We start from the raw sequence: 17,158 nt of genomic DNA on the forward strand, positions 1-17,158 counted from the left end.
AATTCTTGTACCACCAGCCGGGAGGACAGACCGCCGTGGCAACCATTCGAGCCCGAAAGAGCGCTGATGGCTCGCTCCGCTACACTGTACAAATCCGGATCAAGAAGAGCGGAGCGCAAGTCTACCAAGAGAGCCAGACATTCTCCCGCAAACAGGCCGCGCAGGCTTGGGCTAAGCGACGGGAGACAGAGCTGAGTGAGCCCGGAGCCATCGAACGGGCAAATCGCTCTAGTTCAACTATTGCTTCCATGATTGAGACTTACCTTGATGAATACGGCAAGGCGCGACCGATGGGTAAGACAAAGAAGGCGACGCTTGAGGCAATCGCCAAGAGCTATTTGGGCGAGTGCGAAGATCGCCGTGTTACTGCTCAAGTACTGGTTGATTACGCTCTATGGCGTATGAGCCCCGAGGGGGGTGAGGTTCAGCCGCAGACAGCTGGTAATGATCTTGCTCATCTCGGCGCTGTGCTTTCCATCGCGCGCCCTGCTTGGGGCTGCGATGTCGATCCGCATGCAATGGCAGATGCGCGAAAAGTGCTAGCCAAGCTGGGTTACAAGCTGAAAAGTCGTGAGCGAGACCGCCGGCCTTCGCTTAAGGAACTCGACGTGATTTTCATGGAGTTCCAGAAAGTCCTGATGAGCCGGCCTACCTCCATCAATATGTTGAAGGTTTCAGGTTTTGCGATTTTTTCAACGCGTCGACAGGATGAGATTTGCCGTATCCGATGGGATGACTTGGATGAGTCACGGCAGATGGTTATGGTTCGTGATATGAAAAATCCGGGCGACAAGATCGGCAACAACGTGTGGTGCTATCTGCCGGATGAAGCCTGGTCAATTGTGAAAAGCATGCCGCGTGTGTGCGACGAAATATTTCCATATAACAGTGAGTCAGTGTCCGCGGCGTGGGCGCGAGCTTGTGAGCGCGCCGGCATCAAGGATTTGCATTTCCACGACCTTAGGCACGACGGTGTCAGTCGGTTATTCGAGATGGGGTGGGATATCCCTCGTGTGGCAAGCGTTTCCGGTCACAGGGATTGGAACTCATTGCGGCGCTATACCCATCTGAATGGGCGCGGCGACCCCTATGTGGACTGGGAGTGGCTCTCGACGTTATTGGCTTCATGTGTGAAGTTCGGAGACCGTACTCTCAGCGGCCTTTCCAGGCGCGGAGGTCGCCACTGAGTTGATCCCGCTCTCTGATTGCTTCTGCGCGTTGAGAATCAAGATAAGCGGCTAGATCCTCAAGGTGCACTCCCTTGGCGGACTTCTGGCTCGGTTCTATGCGCACAATGGGGATCTTAAGCGCTCCGCTCAGAGCTTTGCGCAGGAACATCTCGGGACTGAGATGTGAAAAGTAGTCCTGACAAACTCGATCAAGTGGGATTATTGCTTGCCCGTTGTACTGAGCCATCAGTAAAAAAAGTGTCTTCATTGCTCCATGCCTTTGCACTATTCCAGAGGGGCCAGCCTATTGGCGTTTGGTCTGATGGCAAACAAGCTAAGTCGCAGATGGGCGCGGGGGAGCGGGTTGTAGTGCCTTGGGCGGCGTCGGCGCCCTTGGTTCAAGCGGCGCCAACGGCTCAGCAAAGCGCGTGGGCCTGCTGGGGAGCTGGACGCGCTACGGGCGTTGCTGCGATAAAAAGAGGCCTCAGGAGCGCCTGTAACAATGTTCCAGAGCATCCTGTCGCTGGCTGCTCGCAGGGTTTGGCGACAGCGACCTTTCTTGGACTTATCAGGCCATTCGCTTTGATTTCTTCGATGGTTCGGTATACGTTACATGGACCATAAATTGTCTCGTATACAGAACATGGACTATTCCCTCATCACACTGCGACTTGGCGAGCAGCTTCGGCTGCGCCGTCTGAATCGCGGGCTCACGCAGGCCGCGCTCGCTTCTCTGGCGGGCATCACCCGGCAAAAGGTTATCGCGATCGAGAAGGGTGACCTCTCGGTGGGGATTATTGCCTATGCGCGAGTGCTGGCCGCCCTCGACGCTGAACTCAACGTGGTGCCTGCAGCCATGCCCACTCTGGACGAAATCCATGGAGTATTCGATTGATGAAGGCCGTTCTGCAGGTTGCAACGCCTGAGGGGGACAGTGGGAAGATTTTTACCGGCGACACAGACTACCTGTTCCGCTACCACGAGGACGCCAAAGCGCAGGCAGCGATCAGTTTGCTCATGCCGGTGCGACTAGACGAATACCGCCGTAGGGAACTGCACCCCATATTCCAGATGAACCTGCCGGAAGGCTACGTCCTGGAGCAACTGCGCAACCGTCTGGCCAAGGTGGCGAACGTTGACCCGATGTTGCTCTTGGCGCTGTCTGGCAGCAGTTCGCCTATCGGGCGTGTGGCGGTCAGTTCGCCTGAGGTCGATGCATTGTTACGCAGGCAGCAGTTTCCCGGGGAAAAATTGGAAGAAATTCTTGCCTGGGACGGTGCAGAAGATATTTTTGCCGGGTTGGTGGATCGCTACATCCTACGTGCTGGTATATCGGGCGTTCAGCCTAAGGTGCTGGTACCAGAGCATCAGGACTCAGCGCCACAACGCTTCACCTCGAAAACCTCTGACCTGATCATCAAGAGCGGCCGCGATGAGTTTCCGGGGCTGGCGATCAACGAGTTCCTTTGCATGTCCGTGGCAAAGGAGGTGGGAATTGCTGTGCCGGAGTTCTACCTCTCCGACAATGCCAAGCTGTTCGTCATGCGCCGTTTCGACAGGGATGAACAACTCAATCCCATCGGCTTCGAGGACATGGCGGCATTGATGGGGCTGGCTGCGGAGCAGAAGTACAGCAAGAGCTATTCAGCCATCGCCAAGGCCATTCGCCTGTTCTGCGCGCCTGAGCACGTGCAAGGCTCGCTAGCTCAACTATTCGCTATTGTGACCCTGAGTTGCATCTTAGGTAACGGTGACGCCCACCTGAAGAACTTCGGGCTGCTGTATTCCGACCCTACCCAGCGCGATGCACGGCTTGCACCTGCCTACGATATCGTCAACACAACAGCCTACATTCCAGAGGACGTACTGGCGCTGGATCTTGTGGGCAACAAATCACTCTTCGCATCGCGCCAAGGGCTGCTGGACTTCGCCCAAGTCTGTGATGTGGTGCGGCCAGAAGAAGTAATCCGCGGGCAGTTGAGCGCGTTGGAACGTGTGCTGGCACGCTCAACTGAACTGGGTGACCAGGCACCGCATGTGGTCTCGGCAATCAGACATTGTGCTGAGCCGTTTATGAAAACCTTTGGCTAGAACGGCAGTTAAGGCCCCGATATATGAGGGCTTTCGCCCCAGATTTTTGAGCGCAATATCGCATACCGCTCAAGGTCGGCTTCAAGCCGGTCGTACTGGTAGAGACAGCGCTCTTATGTGTTTCGCTTCTTCGAGTACCCAGTCGTCGCCCTTCATACGGCACTAAGCAATCGCTGCAAAGCGTTCGATGTGCGGCTGTTCGCGATACCTGGCTTGCCACAGGTCATAGTCGGTTTGCACGCCAAGCCAGGTCCGAGCTTTGCCGATGCCGGCCAACTCCAGACGAAGGGCTAAATCTGGGCTGATCGGGGCATGGCCATGCAGAACGCGAGACAAGAATTTCTGCCCAAAGCCAAGGCGGCGGGCAAGCTCGGCAATGCTGATGCCCACTTCAGGAAGCACGTCCTCAAGCAGGGTTTCACCAGGATGCGGCGGGTTGAATATGCCCATTAATAATGGCGGATAGAAGTCAGGAAGACGCTGAGCTACTTGCTGGCAGCCTCTGCCAACACGCGATTTTGACGCTCGGTGGCTTTTTTCAGCACCTGCTCATACACACGCTTCTTCTCGCCAGAAGAGGCGTTACGAATGAAATCAGCAAAGGGGGTCGAGGGAACAGTCTTTGCTTTAGTGATACCGAACATTTTAGGCCTCGCTCAAGTTGAGCATCCGCTCTATGGACGCACGATCATATTTTTCGGCCACATAGTTGTCAATTTGGTCGATGTTCGCATGGTATGAACGGTGTGATCCGTCATTGTCCTTCTGTAACAGATCGACCCGGATGGCCTTGCCGAATTGCCGCTTCAAACGGTTGACTACGTCACGGGCGGCAAAGTACTGCTGGATGAAATGCTCAGGCCTGATACGCCGCCCTTCAGCCGCCTCGCGAGCGCGGACAAAATCCCACGCGAACTGCGGCTCCTGATACACGTACAGTATCTGTACAAAACGCAGTTTATCCAGGGAACGCTGCAGATTTTTTTCCGCCACCTCATAGTTCGACAAGGTGCCATCCAGCAAAAAGCTCTGCTTCTGTTTCAGCGCCAGGTCGTGAATCTTTTCCACGAGAATGGAAATCGCACGCTGGAAAAGCCAGGAGTTGTCGCCGGTATAGCCTGGCAGCTCATTGCGCAGTTCATCCGGGTCAATCCGCAGCACCCGGTTGCCATTCTGTTGGTACAGCTCGAGTAGCTCAATGGAGGTTTCTGTCTTGCCCGCGCCCGGCGAACCGGCCATAAACACCGATACCGGGTCATCCTCCGGCAGAAAAATGGCCGGATCGGTCAGGCGCTTGGCGATGGCTTTCTTGTTTGCCTTAGCAAACGCCAGGGCCTCGACCTCTAGCTGCTTTTCCTGATCCGTCATGCTCATCCTGATGTCAAACATGGGGTACGTCGATTCCTTTCTGGCGACGAGGTCGGGTCTACAATGGCTGCATTATGCGGGGAGCGGGGCACGTTTTGCAGCAGATAAACCAGGCGAGACTCGGGGAAATTGCGCCCCCTGAATGGCATACAGGCAATCAGCGATAAACCTCCAGCCCGACCCACTTCTACGGTTTAACTAGTTGCAGATACCAGATATTCACGTATGACGGTGCATGCCTACCCCGAATGGTTTTAACGTCCCACTGGTGGTCGAGTGGCGCGTTGTCCGTGTGCTCAGCCCGTGGAGGCTCTTTTGAACGCCCGATCCCTCGCCATGAACGTTTCCAGCATGTGCGGGATTAGCGTCACGGCATCGACTTCTTCTCCATACGCTTGCGCATGCACTGCCGCATAGCGTTCAAGGTCGGCCTTTAGGCTGGCGGGGCAGGTGAAGGTCAGCTTCAGGTTCTCGGTTTTCGGCAGCGGGCCGAGGCGCAGCTTGGGCGTACTCATGGCAGGTTCCTCTGTTGAGTGGAGAAAGGCTGGTAGGGGCGCAACACCAGGTCGCGATTGACGATCACGCGCAGGGGTAGGCCCGGACGCTGGGTCAGCGTGGGCTGGATATCGAGGTTGCGCCGGGTGACTTCTTGGCCGACCTGGTTCACGGTGTCCTGCAAACTGTCGCGCCCGGCGATGATGATGCGGTCGCCATCGGTGCGATTGGCCGGTGCCGCGAGTTCGGCGCCAATACCCAGCAGGCTGGTCATGGCCGCGCCGGCGACAATCCGATCCCAGTGCCAGTCGACGCGATCCTCGAGGCCGGCGTAGCCGGCAGCATCGGTACCGACCAGATTGTCGAGCTGGAAGGACGAGGTGTCCGGCAAGATCAGTCGCTGCCACACCACCTGCACGCGGCTTTGCCCGTAGCTCAACTGGCTGTTGTAGCGGCCTAGCAGGCGCGCGCCCTGGGGGATCAGCACGTGCTCACCGGTGGCGCTGTCGTAGACTGGCTCGGTCACACTGGCGATCACGTCGCCGGGCAGATACGACTTGATACCAGTGACCAGTGCCGCCGCGATGACGGTGCCGGCCATGACCTGGTAAGGCGAATCAGGCATCTGTAGCAATCCGGAATTACGGATTTGTGCATTTACGGATTTACTGAGAAACGCCTCGTTCCGTTCCTGCTGGGTTGGTGTTCCTGATGTTCCGCCTAAAGTGCCTGGTGAGGTCGTACCCAAGGCCATGGGGTCAATATGAGCAGCTCCAGTGGATGCGGCGCTCGACTTCCTCGCGCTGCCAGTCTGGAAAAACACCGAGGACAACGCGGCTTCCTCGGCTTCCTTGAGCCGGGCCAGGCGCTCTGCTTCGGCGGTATCTGGCTCATGCCCATAACCCTGCGCCTGCTGCTCGGCCCTGAGGATCGGCCCGCCCAGGTCACCGGGCAGCGGCGGGCCCAGTTGAGGCACCTCGGGATCCAGGGGAGGTGGTAACTGCGAGTAGTCTGCCGGCAACTGCTCCAGCCCCTCGGAGCGCGCCACTCGGTCGACGTTGTACAGCTCGTTCGGCTCGGCGCCTTGGCGGCGCTGTTGCGGCTGCAGCGACCACAGCATGGCGCCTAGCACCGCAGCCGATAGGCCGCCGACCACTGCCGCCAGCATGCGGGGATTGAGGCGAGTGACCGGGCGCGGCTTGGCGCGCAGCTCCAGCGACTCCGGCGCTTCCTTGGGCGGTAGCGAGGTTTCTGAGGTTTGGTTGTCGTTCTTGGCCGTCATGTTCAGGGCCTCCGTACCACGCCGTCGGTGCGCTCGATTCGCACCACGTCGCCCTTGTCGGCACCCAGGCGCAATTCGGCCGCGCCGAACAGACGGTCGACGATGTAGTAGGGCGAGCGGAAGCGGTAGTTGACCAACTGCCCATCGCCTTCCGGACCGATCACGAACAACGGCGGCAACTCGCCCTGGGCGATTCCGGCGGGGAACTGGATATACACCTTGCGGCCGTCGTCGAAGGCGCGAAGCGGCTTCCAGGGTGGATTGCTGCCGCTGATCGCATAGCGAAAGCGCAGCTGCTCCAGCGTCAGGCCAACATCCACCGGTGCCGCGGCCTGGGCTGCGCCGGCGCGGCGTTGCAGGGCGAGCATGCGGTCCTTGGGATAGTCCCAGGACACCGACGCCATCCAGGCGTGTTCGGTGGAGCTCAGCTCGATCAGGTAGGTGCGGCGCGTGGTGGTGATCACCAGGTTGGTCTTGAGGTCGACGCGCGTCGGTTTGATCAGCACACTGGTGCGTAGCTCGTCACCGCTGCCGCTGGTGGTGTCGCCGAGGATCCAGCGCACCGTATCGCCGGCGGCCACGGTGATCAGCTCCTCAGCGGGCTGCAGGTTGATCGTCGTGACCCGCCCCGGGCTGGCGTACACCTGATACAGCGCGCCATCAGAGAAAGGCCAGACCTGGATGGCGTTGATGTAGCCCTCGCGGCTCGGCGCGACCCGAGCCTCGCGATTGGCGCGCGAGACCCGCACGCGCTCATCGGCCGGCTCCTTGGCTGGCTTGCTGGATTGAGTTTCCGGCAGCGGCTTGAGCTGCGCGGGCAGGGCCAGGGGCTTGGGGACTTCCACCACCTCAATGGGCTTGGGCGGCTCCGGCAGACGCTGCGCCTCGACCGGTTCGTCCAGAGCGATCACCGGTGGCTGCTGACTGGCGCAGCCGGCCAGCATAATCAGCAGCAGAGGGCAGATAGAAAGGTTCAGAGAGGTTTTCATGGTTTCTTGGCTCCTTCCGTAGTGTCCAGCTCACGGCTCCAGGACAGGCCGTTGACGTAGATGCCGAGCGGGTTGCGGCGCAGTTTTTCCTCGGTGCGCGGAGGCTGCAGTACCAGCGAGATGACCGCTGTCCAGCGCTCCAGACCGGCTGCCGCACCATTCACAAAACGGCGTTCGATCCAGCGCACCTGGAACGAGCTGTCGCTGGCACGCACCACGCTGGTGACCTCAACCGATACCGACTCCTTGCCGACCCGGGTGAAGGGATCGTTGGCGCGTGCATAATCATTGAGGGTGGCTGCGCCCCGGTCAGTGGTGGAGTGATAGGCCTCCAGCCAGTTTTCCCGGACTACCACCGGATCGATTGATAGCGAGCGCACCTGCTCGATAAAGCGCGCCAGGTGACGAGCGATTTGCGCATCCTGGGGCTGGTAGGGGCTGGCGGCTTCGCCGACGGTGCGTACCTGACCGAGGTTGTCGACCTCCACCACATAGGGCGTCACCGTCGATTGCGACGAACGCCAGATCAGCCCGCCAGCCATCATTAGCGCCAGGCTCAGGCAACCGAAGGCCATCAGCCGCCAATTGCGTGCCTGCGCCAGGCTGCTGCCCATGCGCAGATCCCAGGCCTGTTCTGCTGCCTGATAAGGGGTGGCAGGTTGTGGGGTATCGCTGTAACGCACCCGCGGACGTCTGAATCGCATCCTCGTCCTCCTTTACGAATTCGATGGGTCGCGGATCTGCGGCCCGGGGGATGAACCACCACCATCACCACCACGAAGGGTGTGGGCGACCGTGCTGGTGGCCTGTGAGAGTTGTTGCCTGCGCTGCAGGCGCGTGGCCCAGTCGGGCTGTTTGGCTGGAGCAGTTGCAGGATCGGAAGCGGCGGGGGCGCCATCTGCTGCAGCGCCGGAAGAGGCTCCTGCCAGAGAGCGAGCGCCGCCCATCGCCAAGCGCGCCGCACCAGGTGCCATGCGTGCGCCGGCCAATACCGCGCCGCCGACACCTGTAGCTACTGCAGCAGCACCTGCTGCCATGCCTGCTGCGCCGAGCGCGGTACCGGCTGCTGCACCAGCACCCAGTTGCGGTGCGCCGGAGACCAAGCCCGTGGCAATACCCGGGCCGAAGATGCCCAGACCGAGCAAGGCTAGCGAGGCGAGCATGACCACCAGTGCATGATCAATGGAGGGCTCGTCCGGCAAGGCCTGGAACTCGGCGAACAGCCCGCTGCCAATGCCAACGATCACCGCCAGCACCAGCACCTTGATGCCGGACGCGACCACATTGCCCAGCACTTTCTCGGCGAGAAAGGCGGTCTTGTTCCACAGCGCAAAGGGCACAAGCACGAAGCCTGCGAGGGTGGTCAGCTTGAACTCGACCAAGGTCACGAACAGCTGAATGGCCAGAAAGAAGAAACTGACGATCACCACCAGCCAGGCCAGAAACAGCACCAGGATGCTGTCGAGGTTGCCGAAGACCTTGGGAAAACCGCTGAGGCTGCTGATCTGCTCAAGGAGCGGTCCACCGGCATCAACGCCAATCGCAGCCAACTGCCCCGGTTGAAGAAGCTCCGCATGACTCAGCGCAGAACCTGAGGCCAGCAGACCCAACCCGGCGAAGGAGTTGAAGACGATCTTGGCCAGCACGTTGAAGTTGCCGATGATGAACGCGAAGACGCCGACGTAAAGCGTCTTGCGGATCAGCTTGGCGCTGACGTCCTCACCGCCCATGGCCCAGAGCAGTCCAGCCAGGGTCATGTCGATCACCACCAGCGTCATGGTGAGAAAGGCCACCTCACCGCCGAGCAGGCCGAAGCCGGTGTCGATATACAGCCCGAACACATCGAGGAAACGGTCGATCACGCTGACGTCGTTCATTGCACGTCCTCGTCGAAACTTGGCGGTATGGCGGGCAGGTCAGCAGGGCGGAGAAACTCGCCGGGGCGGGCGCAGCCGGAGTAGAAGCGCTCAGTCGCATCGTCTTGCCGAGCCATGACGCCGTTGTCAGCCTGTCCGCAGGCGGCCAGCACCAGCAGCGGCAGCACTATCAGGAGTCTCATGAAAGCGCCTCCCTACCGATAGAACTGCACGGGGTAGGGGGTGTAGGGCGTACCGCTGCCCATAAAGCGTCGCCGCCGTTCCCGTGCCTCCTCGGCCGCCGCAGACTGACGGGCAAGCTCCAAGGCGACGGCGCGGTTCTGGGTGATCTGCAACTGCTGCGCCTGGATCGACTGCTTGGCCTGCAGGGCCAGCAACTGGTTGGTGGCCTGGGCAGCCTGCAAAGCGCCACCCGCCGACTGGCTCTGCTGCACCAGCGCAGCCAAGGCGCTTTCATCTTCGGTCAGGTTCTGCGTCACCTGAGCTTGTACACGCAGCGCCGTATGCAGCCCATCGAGGCCCTGCTGCCAGCGCTCGCGGGCTTCTTCTGCTAGACGCTGGCTGCTGACGTTGCCGGTGTACTCGTTCGGGTAGAGACGGCTGAATTCCTGATCCAGGCGCTGCACTTCGTAGGCAAGCCCTCGCGCCTCGGCGAGCAGGCGCTCGGTATTGGCCAGGCTCGCGCGCAACTGGTTGACCACGTTGTAATCCAGGCGCTGCAGGTGACGGGCCTGGTTCAGCAGCATCTGGGTCTCGTTCTGCAACTGGCGAACCTGATTGTTTGCCATCTCCAGGGTGCGCACCGCAGTCAGGGTGTTCTGCACCAGGTTGGTCGGATCAATTACGGTGAAGGCGCTGGCCGGCTTTACGGCCAGCAAGCCAATCACCAACAGCGTGGCGCAGTGGGAACGGAGGGCGGGGGATCTCATGGAAGGCACTCCTTGCGTGAGGTGGGGTAAGTGGTGAGCAGGTCGGCAGCCCAGTCCAGGCCACGGTGACGCAACCAGGTAGGGGCGAAATCGGTGAAGCCGGACGCCTGCAGGATCTGGTCGATCTCGCGCTGCTCGGCCGGGCTGGCCGAGGCGGCGAAGGCCAGCGCCACCGGCCCCAGGTCGAGGTCGAACAGGCGGTTGCCCAGGCGCGATTGGTAGTAGTAATCACGCTTGGGCGTGGCCTGGGCGATGATCTCAATCTGCCGGTCGTTAAGGCCGAAGCCTTGGTAGATGCCGCGGATCTGTGGCTCGCCGGCTTGCGGGTTGGGCAGGAAGATGCGGCTGGCGCAGCTTTCGATGATCGCCGCAGCGATACTGGAATCCTTGATGTCGGCCAGCGACTGGGTGGCGAAGACGACGCTGACGTTCTTCTTGCGCAGGGTCTTGAGCCACTGGCGGATGCGTGCGGCGAACAGCGGATCGTCGAGAAACAGCCACGCCTCGTCGAGGATCAGCAGGGTCGGTGCGCCGTCGAAGCGTTCCTCGAAGCGGGCGAACAGGTATCTCAGCACTGCAGCCACCGCAGCCTTGCTGTGCATCAGTTCCTCCATCTCGAAGCACTGCACGTCGGCGCTGCCCAGCCGATCCTGATCGGCGTCCAGTAATGCGCCATGAGCACCGCCCAGCACGTAGGGCTGCAGTGCCTGGCGCAGGGCGTTGTCCTGCAGTAGCACGGACAAACCGGTCAGCGTGCGCTGCGCCTCCGGCGCGCCGGCCAGGCTGTCGAGCGCCGTCCACAGGGAGGCCTTCTGTTCGGGGCCGATGGCCACGCCTTCCTTTAGCAGGCGCGCTTCCAGCCATTCTGCAGCCCATGTTCGGTATCCTGGCTGATCAATGCGCGCGAGTGGCTGGAAGGCCAGGTCGCTGTCGCCACCGAGGTCGTAGTGCTCGCCACCCAGGCCCAGCACCGTTGCGCGCAGCGAACGCCCCATATCGAAGAGAAACAGGCGCGAGCCCGGGTAGCGCCGAAACTGCAGGGCCAGCGTCGCCAGCAACACCGATTTGCCCATGCCCGTGGGGCCAGCCACTAGGGTGTGGCCGACATCGCCAATGTGGGTGACCAGGCGAAACGGTGTTGCGCCATCGGTGCGGGTGATCACCAATGGCGGGCCATCAAGATGGTCGTTGCGTGCCGGGCCAGCCCAGACTGCCGAGACTGGCATCAGGTGCGCCAGGTTGAGCGTGGAAGTCAGCGGCTGGCGGACGTTGGCGTAGGCGTTGCCGGGGATCGACGACAGCCAGCCTTCTACCGCGTTGAGGCTCTCGGCGATGGTGACGAAGCCGCGGCTCTGGATCACCCGCTCGACCCGGCGCAGCTTCTCGTCGGCGACCTGGGCGTCGGCATCGCTCACCGTCACGGCGGCGGTCACGTAGCCGAAGGCGACCTGGTCAGCGCCAAGTTCCTGCAGCGCCGCGTCGGCGTCGCTGGCCTTGTTCGCCGCGTCGCTGTCGAGCAGTGGGCTTTCCTGCTGGAAGATCGCCTCGCGCAGCAGCGCCAGGACGCCTTTGCGCTTGGCGAACCACTGCCGGCGTAGGCGCACCAATTCCTTCTCTGCTTCGTCCTTGTCCAGGCAGATGAAACGGGTCGACCAGCGATAGGCGAAGCCCAGTCGGTTGAGATCGTCCAGCACGCCTGGCCAGGTCGAGGTGGGGAAGCCACGTACCGACAGCACGCGCAGATGCTGCTCACCTAGACGCGGCGCTAGGCCGGTGGTCAGCGGACTGTCGGCCAGTAGGGCATCGAGGTGGAAGGGCACCTCGGGCACGGCCAGCCACTGGCGGTGTGGCGAGACCGTGGCATGCAGGTAAGTCAGCGTCTCGCTGTCGTCGAGCCAAGCGAGCTCTGGCATCACCCCGTCCAGTAGATCGAAGAAACGATCCGTCTCGGCGACAAAGGCAGCCAGGCGTTCGCGCCAGTCGACGCCGCGCTGCGCCCGGTGCTCGTAGAGCAGGCCGGCCGCGCGCGAGCGCGACTCCTCCGGCGGCAGGTACAGCAGCGTCAGGTGATAACTGCTCTCGAAGTGGCTGCCGTGTGCCTCGAAGGCTGCGCGGCGCTCCTCGTCCACCAGCCAAGACAATGGCTCGGGAAAGGCGCTGTCAGGGTAGTCGGCTGCCGCCAGGCGCTCGGCCTCGATAAACAGCGCCCAGCCCGATCCGAGGCGACGCAAAGCATTGTTCAGGCGCGCCGAGGTGGCCACCAGCTCGCCTTGGTTCGCGCTGTCCAGGTCTGGCCCGCGAAAGCGCAAGCTGCGCTGGAAAGATCCGTCTTTATTCAACACGACGCCGGGCGCGACCAAACCGGCCCAGGGTAGCCAGTCGGCGAGTTGGGCGGGGCGGCGTTGGTATTCGGTGAGGTTCAGCATGGCGGCGCTCCTCACACATCCAGCAGCGAAGGCTGCTTGATATGCCGGGCAAACACCTGCAGGAATTGCGGATCCATGCGGGCGCCCCAAACCGCCAGCGAATGACCGACCAGCCAGAGTGCCAGGCCTGGCAGCCACAGCTGCAGGCCCAGGCCGACCACAGCTGCCAGAGTGCCGTTGAGGATCGCCACGTTGCGTGGTGCGCCACCGAGCAGAATCGGCTCGGCCAGTGAACGGTGCAGCGGCACCTCGAAGCCAGGGATGAGTTCTCGCTCGCTGTTCATGCGATCACCGCCCCGCCGGCAAAGCTGAAGAAACTGAGGAAGAACGAGGACGCGGCGAAGGCGATCGACAGGCCGAAGACGATTTGGATTAACTTGCGAAAGCCCCCGCTGGTGTCGCCGAAGGCCAGCGCCAGGCCAGTGGTAATGATGATGATCACCGCGATGATGCGCGCCACCGGGCCCTGCACCGAGTCGAGGATCGATTGCAGCGGGCCTTCCCAGGGCATGCCGGAACCTGCAGCGAGTACGGGAAGAGACGTGCCCAGGCAGGCGGCACCGAGCATCAACGCACTCACGACGCGGTGACGATAAGAATCGGAAAGCTGAAGGACAGTCATGGCTGAGTTCCTGAGGCAGAAGAGGAGCAAAGTAGGGTGTCGATGGAGGTGAGTTGGTAGCCGCGCTCGTCATGGCCGATGACGCGGGCGATCTGCTGGACATAGCGCGTGCGGCCACGTCCGGCGAGAAACACCACCAGGTTGACCGCCTCGGCGATCAAGGCCCTTGGTGCGGCCAGGGCAACTTCCAAGATCAGTTGCTCCAGGCGCAGCAGCGCGCTCTGTGCGGAGCCGGCATGAACGGTGGCTATACCGCCGGGATGGCCTGTGCCCCAGGCCTTGATCAGGTCCAGCGCCTCGCCGCCGCGCACCTCGCCGACCACCACACGGTCGGGGCGTAGGCGCAGCGTGCTGCGTACGAGGTCAGCCATGGAGACCACACCAGGCTTGGTACGCAGGGCGACGTGGTCGAGGGCTGAGCACTGCAACTCGACGGTGTCCTCCAGTACCAGCACGCGGTCGCCGCTGCCGGCCACCTCGGCGAGCAGTGCATTGGCCAGGGTGGTCTTGCCGCTGCTGGTGCCGCCGGCTACCAGGATGTTTTGCCGCTCAGCTACAGCCACGCGCAGGTACTCGGCCTGTATGGCGCTGAGGATGCCGTCGGCGACGTACTGCTGAAGCGGGATGACACCGGCGGCGCGCTTGCGCAGTGCGAAGGCCGGCCCGGCTACCACGGGCGGCAGCACGCCCTCGAAGCGCTCACCTGTTTCCGGCAACTCGGCGCTCAGCAGCGGCTTGCTGCGATGTACCTCCTGGCCGACATGCGCTGCCACCAGGCGGATGATCCGTTCACCGTCGGCAGCTGCTAGCGTGCCCAGATGGACGCGGCCAGAAGACAGGCGATCCAGCCAGAGCACGCCGTCGGGGTTGAGCATCACCTCGACCACGTCAGGATCATCCAGAGCGGCAGCGATCAGCGGCCCCATCGCTGTTCGCAGCATGCGCGTGCGGCGATCCAGGGAAGTTGCCGCTGCGCTCAGCACTGGGGAAGAGGCAACAGTCATGGACGCTCTCCCGATACCCGAGCCTCTGCCTGGACCTCTTCGTGCACGTCTCTGACCAGGCTGCGTCCGCGCTGCAGGTGACGCCCCAGTTGCTCGACGAACTGGCTGAAACGCAGCTTGCCTTGCGCGCGGGCGGCCTCCTGATGCGCTTCGGGCACTGGCGTGCTGACCGTGAGGTAGTAGCGCACGTACAGCGCCACGGTCTCGATCAGGATGTTCTGGTCGCGCTCCAGCCGCTCGAACTGGCGTGAAAGCCGGTCCAGGCGCTTGGCGATGGCCACCTCGCGCTGCTCGCCGGACTCGGGCGACAGCCAGGAGGCCAGTGCCGCCGCGATGATCGAGGACTTCGACACACCCTTGGTGATCGCCAGTTCGTTCAGGCGCTTGGCATGTTCGGGTTGGATAAACAGGTTGAGGCGGGCTCGGCTCATAGTGCTATTCCATCGTCAGGGTCGAGGGCGGCCAGCCGCGCCGCGCGCTGCAGTCGCGGATCCGGCTGGGTGGGGAAGGGGGCGAGAACGTCGTCTTCGTCGAGCAGAAACAGGTCGTTTACCAGCTCGTCGTGATCTGGCAACTGGGCGAGCTCCGCCAACTCCGGCTGACGACGTGGGCCGCCGTCCTCGACGGTCTCGTCATCGCTCAGGTCGGCCGGCGAAGCGGCAACGGCCACAGGCACGGCCAGGTCGCTCCAGTCGTCCGGGTGCGGCGCCGGAGCGTCGGCATAGCGGCCCGGCTGCAAGCGTGGTGCCGGCAGGACGCGGCTCTGGAAGTTGGTGTCGGTGAAGTAGCGCAGCTTCTTCGCGCGGATCGGCGCCAGGCCGGAGAGCATCACCACGGCCTCGTCGCTGGGCAGTTGCATCACTTCGCCCGGAGTCAGCAACGGACGGGCGGTTTCCTGGCGCGAAACCATCAGATGGCCGAGCCAGGGCGCCAAGCGATGGCCGGCGTAGTTGCGCTGCGCGCGCAGCTCAGTGGCAGTGCCCAGGGTCTCGGAAATGCGCTTGGCGGTACGCTCGTCGTTGGTGGCGAAGGTCACTCGCACGTGGCAGTTGTCGAGGATCGAGTGGTTCTGGCCGTAGGCCTTGTCGATCTGGTTCAGCGACTGCGAGATGAGGAAGGCGCGCAGCCCGTAGCCGGCCATGAAGGCCAACGCTGTCTCGAAGAAATCCAGTCGTCCCAGCGCCGGAAACTCATCGAGCATCAGCAGCAGCTTGTGTCGGCGCTCGATACCGTCAGAGCCGTCGAGCGACTCGGTCAGGCGTCGGCCGACTTGGTTGAGGATCAGGCGGATCAGCGGCTTGGTACGGCTGATATCCGAAGGCGGCACCACCAGGTACAACGACACAGGATGCTCGGCGGAGATCAGGTCGGCGATGCGCCAGTCGCAGCGCGAGGTGACCTCGGCCACGGTCGGGTCGCGGTACAGACCGAGGAACGACATGGCCGTGGACAGCACGCCCGAGCGCTCGTTGTCGCTCTTGTTCAGCACTTCCCGCGCGGCTGATGCCACCACCGGATGGGGCGCATCGCCCAGATGCGGCGTGGTCATCATTCGGTGCAGGGTCAGCTCGAAGGTGCAGGCCGGGTCGGAGAGGAAGTTGGCGACGCCGCGCAAGCTCTTGTCCTGTCCGGCGTAGAGCACATGCAAGATGGCGCCGACCAGCAGCGCATGGCTGGTCTTCTCCCAGTGGTTGCGCCGCTCCAGCGCGCCCTCCGGATCGACCAGGATATCGGCGATGTTCTGCACGTCGCGCACCTCATGGGCGCCGCGACGCACTTCCAGCAGCGGGTTGTAGGCGGCCGAAGCCAGGTCGGTGGGGTTGAACAGCAGACAGTGGGAGAAGCGCGAGCGCCAGCCTGCGGTCAGGCTCCAGTTCTCGCCCTTGATGTCGTGGATGACCGCCGAGGCAGGCCAGGAGAGCAGGGTGGGGACCACCAGACCGACGCCTTTGCCCGAGCGCGTCGGCGCGAAGGTCAGCACATGCTCAGGGCCTTCGTGGCGCAGATACTGGTCGTCGAATTGGCCGAGGAACACACCCGCAGGCTGGGTCAGGCCAGCCTTGCGAACCTCATCCGCGTCGGCCCAGCGCGCCGACCCGTAGGTGGTGACACGGCGTGCCTGGCGCGCCCGCCAGATCGCCATTCCGATGGCCACCACCAAGGCCAGTACGCTGCTGCAAGCGGCGATGCTGCCGCCGACATTGAAGATGTCCGGGGCGTAAGCATCGAAGACGAACCACCATTCGAACAGACGCCAGGGGTGATACACCGGCGTACCCAGCAACTCGAACCAGGGCGCTCCTAGGCGAGCCTGATAGCCGAGCGCGGCAGCCGTCCACTGCGTGGAACTCCAAACCCCGGAAAGGGTAATGGCCAATACCACCAGCACATGGCCGTACAGTACCGTTGTCGCTTGCATCCCTGAACCCAACCTCCCAGACAAAGCACACGGCACACCGATGTGCCGCGGGCGAGAGGTTCGGTAATGGGAAGGAAGGGGTCAAAGACCGATTCGGTGAGGTTTGAGAGCGGGGCGGTAACAGTTCTGACCTTGCCCCTGAAAAACGTATCCCTTGCCAGGCGTCCTATTAGCCGCAAGGATACGTAATGACTAAGCCTAAAACAGACCGCGTTAAGTACACCCTAGAGTTCAAGCAGGAGGCCGTGCGCCTGGTCGAAACCGGCCTGACTCTGGCTGCGGCAGCCCGTTCTCTGGGCATGTCCGATCAGACCCTATTCAACTGGGTCAAAGCCCATCGGCAAGGCAAGCTCACGGGGGTCGACAGCAAGCCTGTGAGTGCCGAGCAGATGGAAATAAGCCGTCTGCGTGCCGAGCTGGCACGGGTCAAGATGGAGCGAGATATCCTGGGAAAAGCGACGGCGTACTTCGCAAAAGCATCCAGCTG

Annotated in this window: 21 protein-coding genes; 4 read left to right on the plus strand and 17 right to left on the minus strand. The window is 62.2% G+C overall.

Features of this window, described 5'->3' with window-relative positions:
* Positions 1–35 precede the first annotated feature (35 nt).
* A complete protein-coding gene (locus BMW49_RS22170) occupies positions 36–1,187 on the plus strand; it encodes a site-specific integrase (protein ID WP_069522181.1) in 1,152 nt (383 codons plus the stop codon).
* On the opposite strand, the gene BMW49_RS22175 is transcribed toward BMW49_RS22170, so the two are convergent.
* Positions 1,153–1,437 (minus strand): pyocin activator PrtN family protein, encoded by a 285-nt coding sequence (locus BMW49_RS22175; RefSeq protein ID WP_069522149.1) that lies wholly within the window; start codon positions 1,435–1,437, stop codon positions 1,153–1,155. The genes BMW49_RS22170 and BMW49_RS22175 overlap by 35 nt on opposite strands.
* A 375-nt stretch (positions 1,438–1,812) precedes the next feature.
* Here BMW49_RS22175 and BMW49_RS22180 point away from each other — a divergent pair, with 375 nt between their 5' ends.
* Complete coding sequence (locus BMW49_RS22180; protein WP_069522148.1) at positions 1,813–2,064, plus strand: helix-turn-helix domain-containing protein; 252 nt, start codon at positions 1,813–1,815, stop codon at positions 2,062–2,064.
* On the plus strand, positions 2,064–3,260 hold the full coding sequence (locus tag BMW49_RS22185; protein WP_069522146.1) for a type II toxin-antitoxin system HipA family toxin: 1,197 nt from the start codon (positions 2,064–2,066) through the stop codon (positions 3,258–3,260). Before BMW49_RS22180 ends, BMW49_RS22185 begins: the two co-directional genes overlap by 1 nt.
* A 162-nt stretch (positions 3,261–3,422) precedes the next feature.
* Here BMW49_RS22185 and BMW49_RS22190 read toward each other — a convergent pair whose 3' ends face one another.
* The 16 genes from BMW49_RS22190 to BMW49_RS22260 form a co-directional block, all read right to left on the minus strand.
* Entirely contained in the window at positions 3,423–3,710 is a 288-nt protein-coding gene (locus tag BMW49_RS22190) for a HigA family addiction module antitoxin (protein WP_069522144.1), read from the minus strand.
* A gap of 35 nt (positions 3,711–3,745) precedes the next feature.
* On the minus strand, positions 3,746–3,904 hold the full coding sequence (locus BMW49_RS24860; protein WP_167362831.1) for a hypothetical protein: 159 nt from the start codon (positions 3,902–3,904) through the stop codon (positions 3,746–3,748).
* Position 3,905: 1 nt separating this feature from the next.
* Positions 3,906–4,649 carry a zeta toxin family protein gene (locus BMW49_RS22195; RefSeq protein WP_244168393.1) on the minus strand — a complete coding sequence of 248 codons (744 nt, stop codon included), beginning with the start codon at positions 4,647–4,649 and terminating at the stop codon, positions 3,906–3,908.
* A 275-nt stretch (positions 4,650–4,924) separates the two neighbouring features.
* Entirely contained in the window at positions 4,925–5,143 is a 219-nt protein-coding gene (locus BMW49_RS22200; protein ID WP_069522142.1) for a DUF2274 domain-containing protein, read from the minus strand.
* Complete coding sequence (locus tag BMW49_RS22205; protein ID WP_069522136.1) at positions 5,140–6,405, minus strand: TraB/TrbI/VirB10 family type IV secretion system protein; 1,266 nt, start codon at positions 6,403–6,405, stop codon at positions 5,140–5,142. The genes BMW49_RS22200 and BMW49_RS22205 overlap by 4 nt, the downstream gene beginning before the upstream one ends.
* A 2-nt stretch (positions 6,406–6,407) precedes the next feature.
* Positions 6,408–7,394, minus strand: coding sequence for a P-type conjugative transfer protein TrbG (gene trbG / locus BMW49_RS22210; RefSeq protein WP_069522134.1), 987 nt, complete (start codon positions 7,392–7,394; stop codon positions 6,408–6,410).
* Positions 7,391–8,098, minus strand: coding sequence for a conjugal transfer protein TrbF (gene trbF, locus BMW49_RS22215; protein WP_069522132.1), 708 nt, complete (start codon positions 8,096–8,098; stop codon positions 7,391–7,393). The genes trbG and trbF overlap by 4 nt, the downstream gene beginning before the upstream one ends.
* Before the next feature lie 12 nt (positions 8,099–8,110).
* Positions 8,111–9,271, minus strand: a complete 1,161-nt coding sequence (gene trbL / locus BMW49_RS22220) for a P-type conjugative transfer protein TrbL (RefSeq protein WP_069522130.1) — start codon at positions 9,269–9,271, stop codon at positions 8,111–8,113.
* Complete coding sequence (locus BMW49_RS22225; protein WP_069522128.1) at positions 9,268–9,453, minus strand: hypothetical protein; 186 nt, start codon at positions 9,451–9,453, stop codon at positions 9,268–9,270. The genes trbL and BMW49_RS22225 overlap by 4 nt, the downstream gene beginning before the upstream one ends.
* Positions 9,454–9,465: 12 nt before the next feature.
* Complete coding sequence (gene trbJ / locus BMW49_RS22230) at positions 9,466–10,200, minus strand: P-type conjugative transfer protein TrbJ (RefSeq protein ID WP_069522126.1); 735 nt, start codon at positions 10,198–10,200, stop codon at positions 9,466–9,468.
* The gene (gene trbE, locus BMW49_RS22235; protein ID WP_069522124.1) at positions 10,197–12,626 is read right to left on the minus strand and encodes a conjugal transfer protein TrbE; all 2,430 of its coding nucleotides are present in this window, start codon (positions 12,624–12,626) and stop codon (positions 10,197–10,199) included. Before trbE ends, trbJ begins: the two co-directional genes overlap by 4 nt.
* Positions 12,627–12,637: 11 nt before the next feature.
* Positions 12,638–12,910: a VirB3 family type IV secretion system protein gene (locus BMW49_RS22240; protein WP_069522122.1), complete on the minus strand. Its 273-nt coding sequence runs from the start codon at positions 12,908–12,910 to the stop codon at positions 12,638–12,640.
* Entirely contained in the window at positions 12,907–13,248 is a 342-nt protein-coding gene (locus tag BMW49_RS22245) for a TrbC/VirB2 family type IV secretion system protein (protein WP_069522120.1), read from the minus strand. The genes BMW49_RS22240 and BMW49_RS22245 overlap by 4 nt, the downstream gene beginning before the upstream one ends.
* Positions 13,245–14,252, minus strand: coding sequence for a P-type conjugative transfer ATPase TrbB (gene trbB, locus BMW49_RS22250; protein ID WP_069522118.1), 1,008 nt, complete (start codon positions 14,250–14,252; stop codon positions 13,245–13,247). The genes BMW49_RS22245 and trbB overlap by 4 nt, the downstream gene beginning before the upstream one ends.
* The gene (locus tag BMW49_RS22255; RefSeq protein ID WP_069522116.1) at positions 14,249–14,683 is read right to left on the minus strand and encodes a CopG family transcriptional regulator; all 435 of its coding nucleotides are present in this window, start codon (positions 14,681–14,683) and stop codon (positions 14,249–14,251) included. Before BMW49_RS22255 ends, trbB begins: the two co-directional genes overlap by 4 nt.
* Positions 14,680–16,671 carry a conjugal transfer protein TraG gene (locus BMW49_RS22260; RefSeq protein WP_069522112.1) on the minus strand — a complete coding sequence of 664 codons (1,992 nt, stop codon included), beginning with the start codon at positions 16,669–16,671 and terminating at the stop codon, positions 14,680–14,682. Before BMW49_RS22260 ends, BMW49_RS22255 begins: the two co-directional genes overlap by 4 nt.
* Before the next feature lie 188 nt (positions 16,672–16,859).
* Here BMW49_RS22260 and BMW49_RS22265 point away from each other — a divergent pair.
* On the plus strand, positions 16,860–17,158 hold a 299-nt coding region (locus BMW49_RS22265; protein ID WP_139205698.1), incomplete at its 3' end, for a transposase.

Origin of the sequence: Pseudomonas cuatrocienegasensis (assembly GCF_900110925.1) — a bacterium.
In the GTDB taxonomy this organism is placed as follows: Bacteria; Pseudomonadota; Gammaproteobacteria; order Pseudomonadales; family Pseudomonadaceae; genus Aquipseudomonas; species Aquipseudomonas cuatrocienegasensis.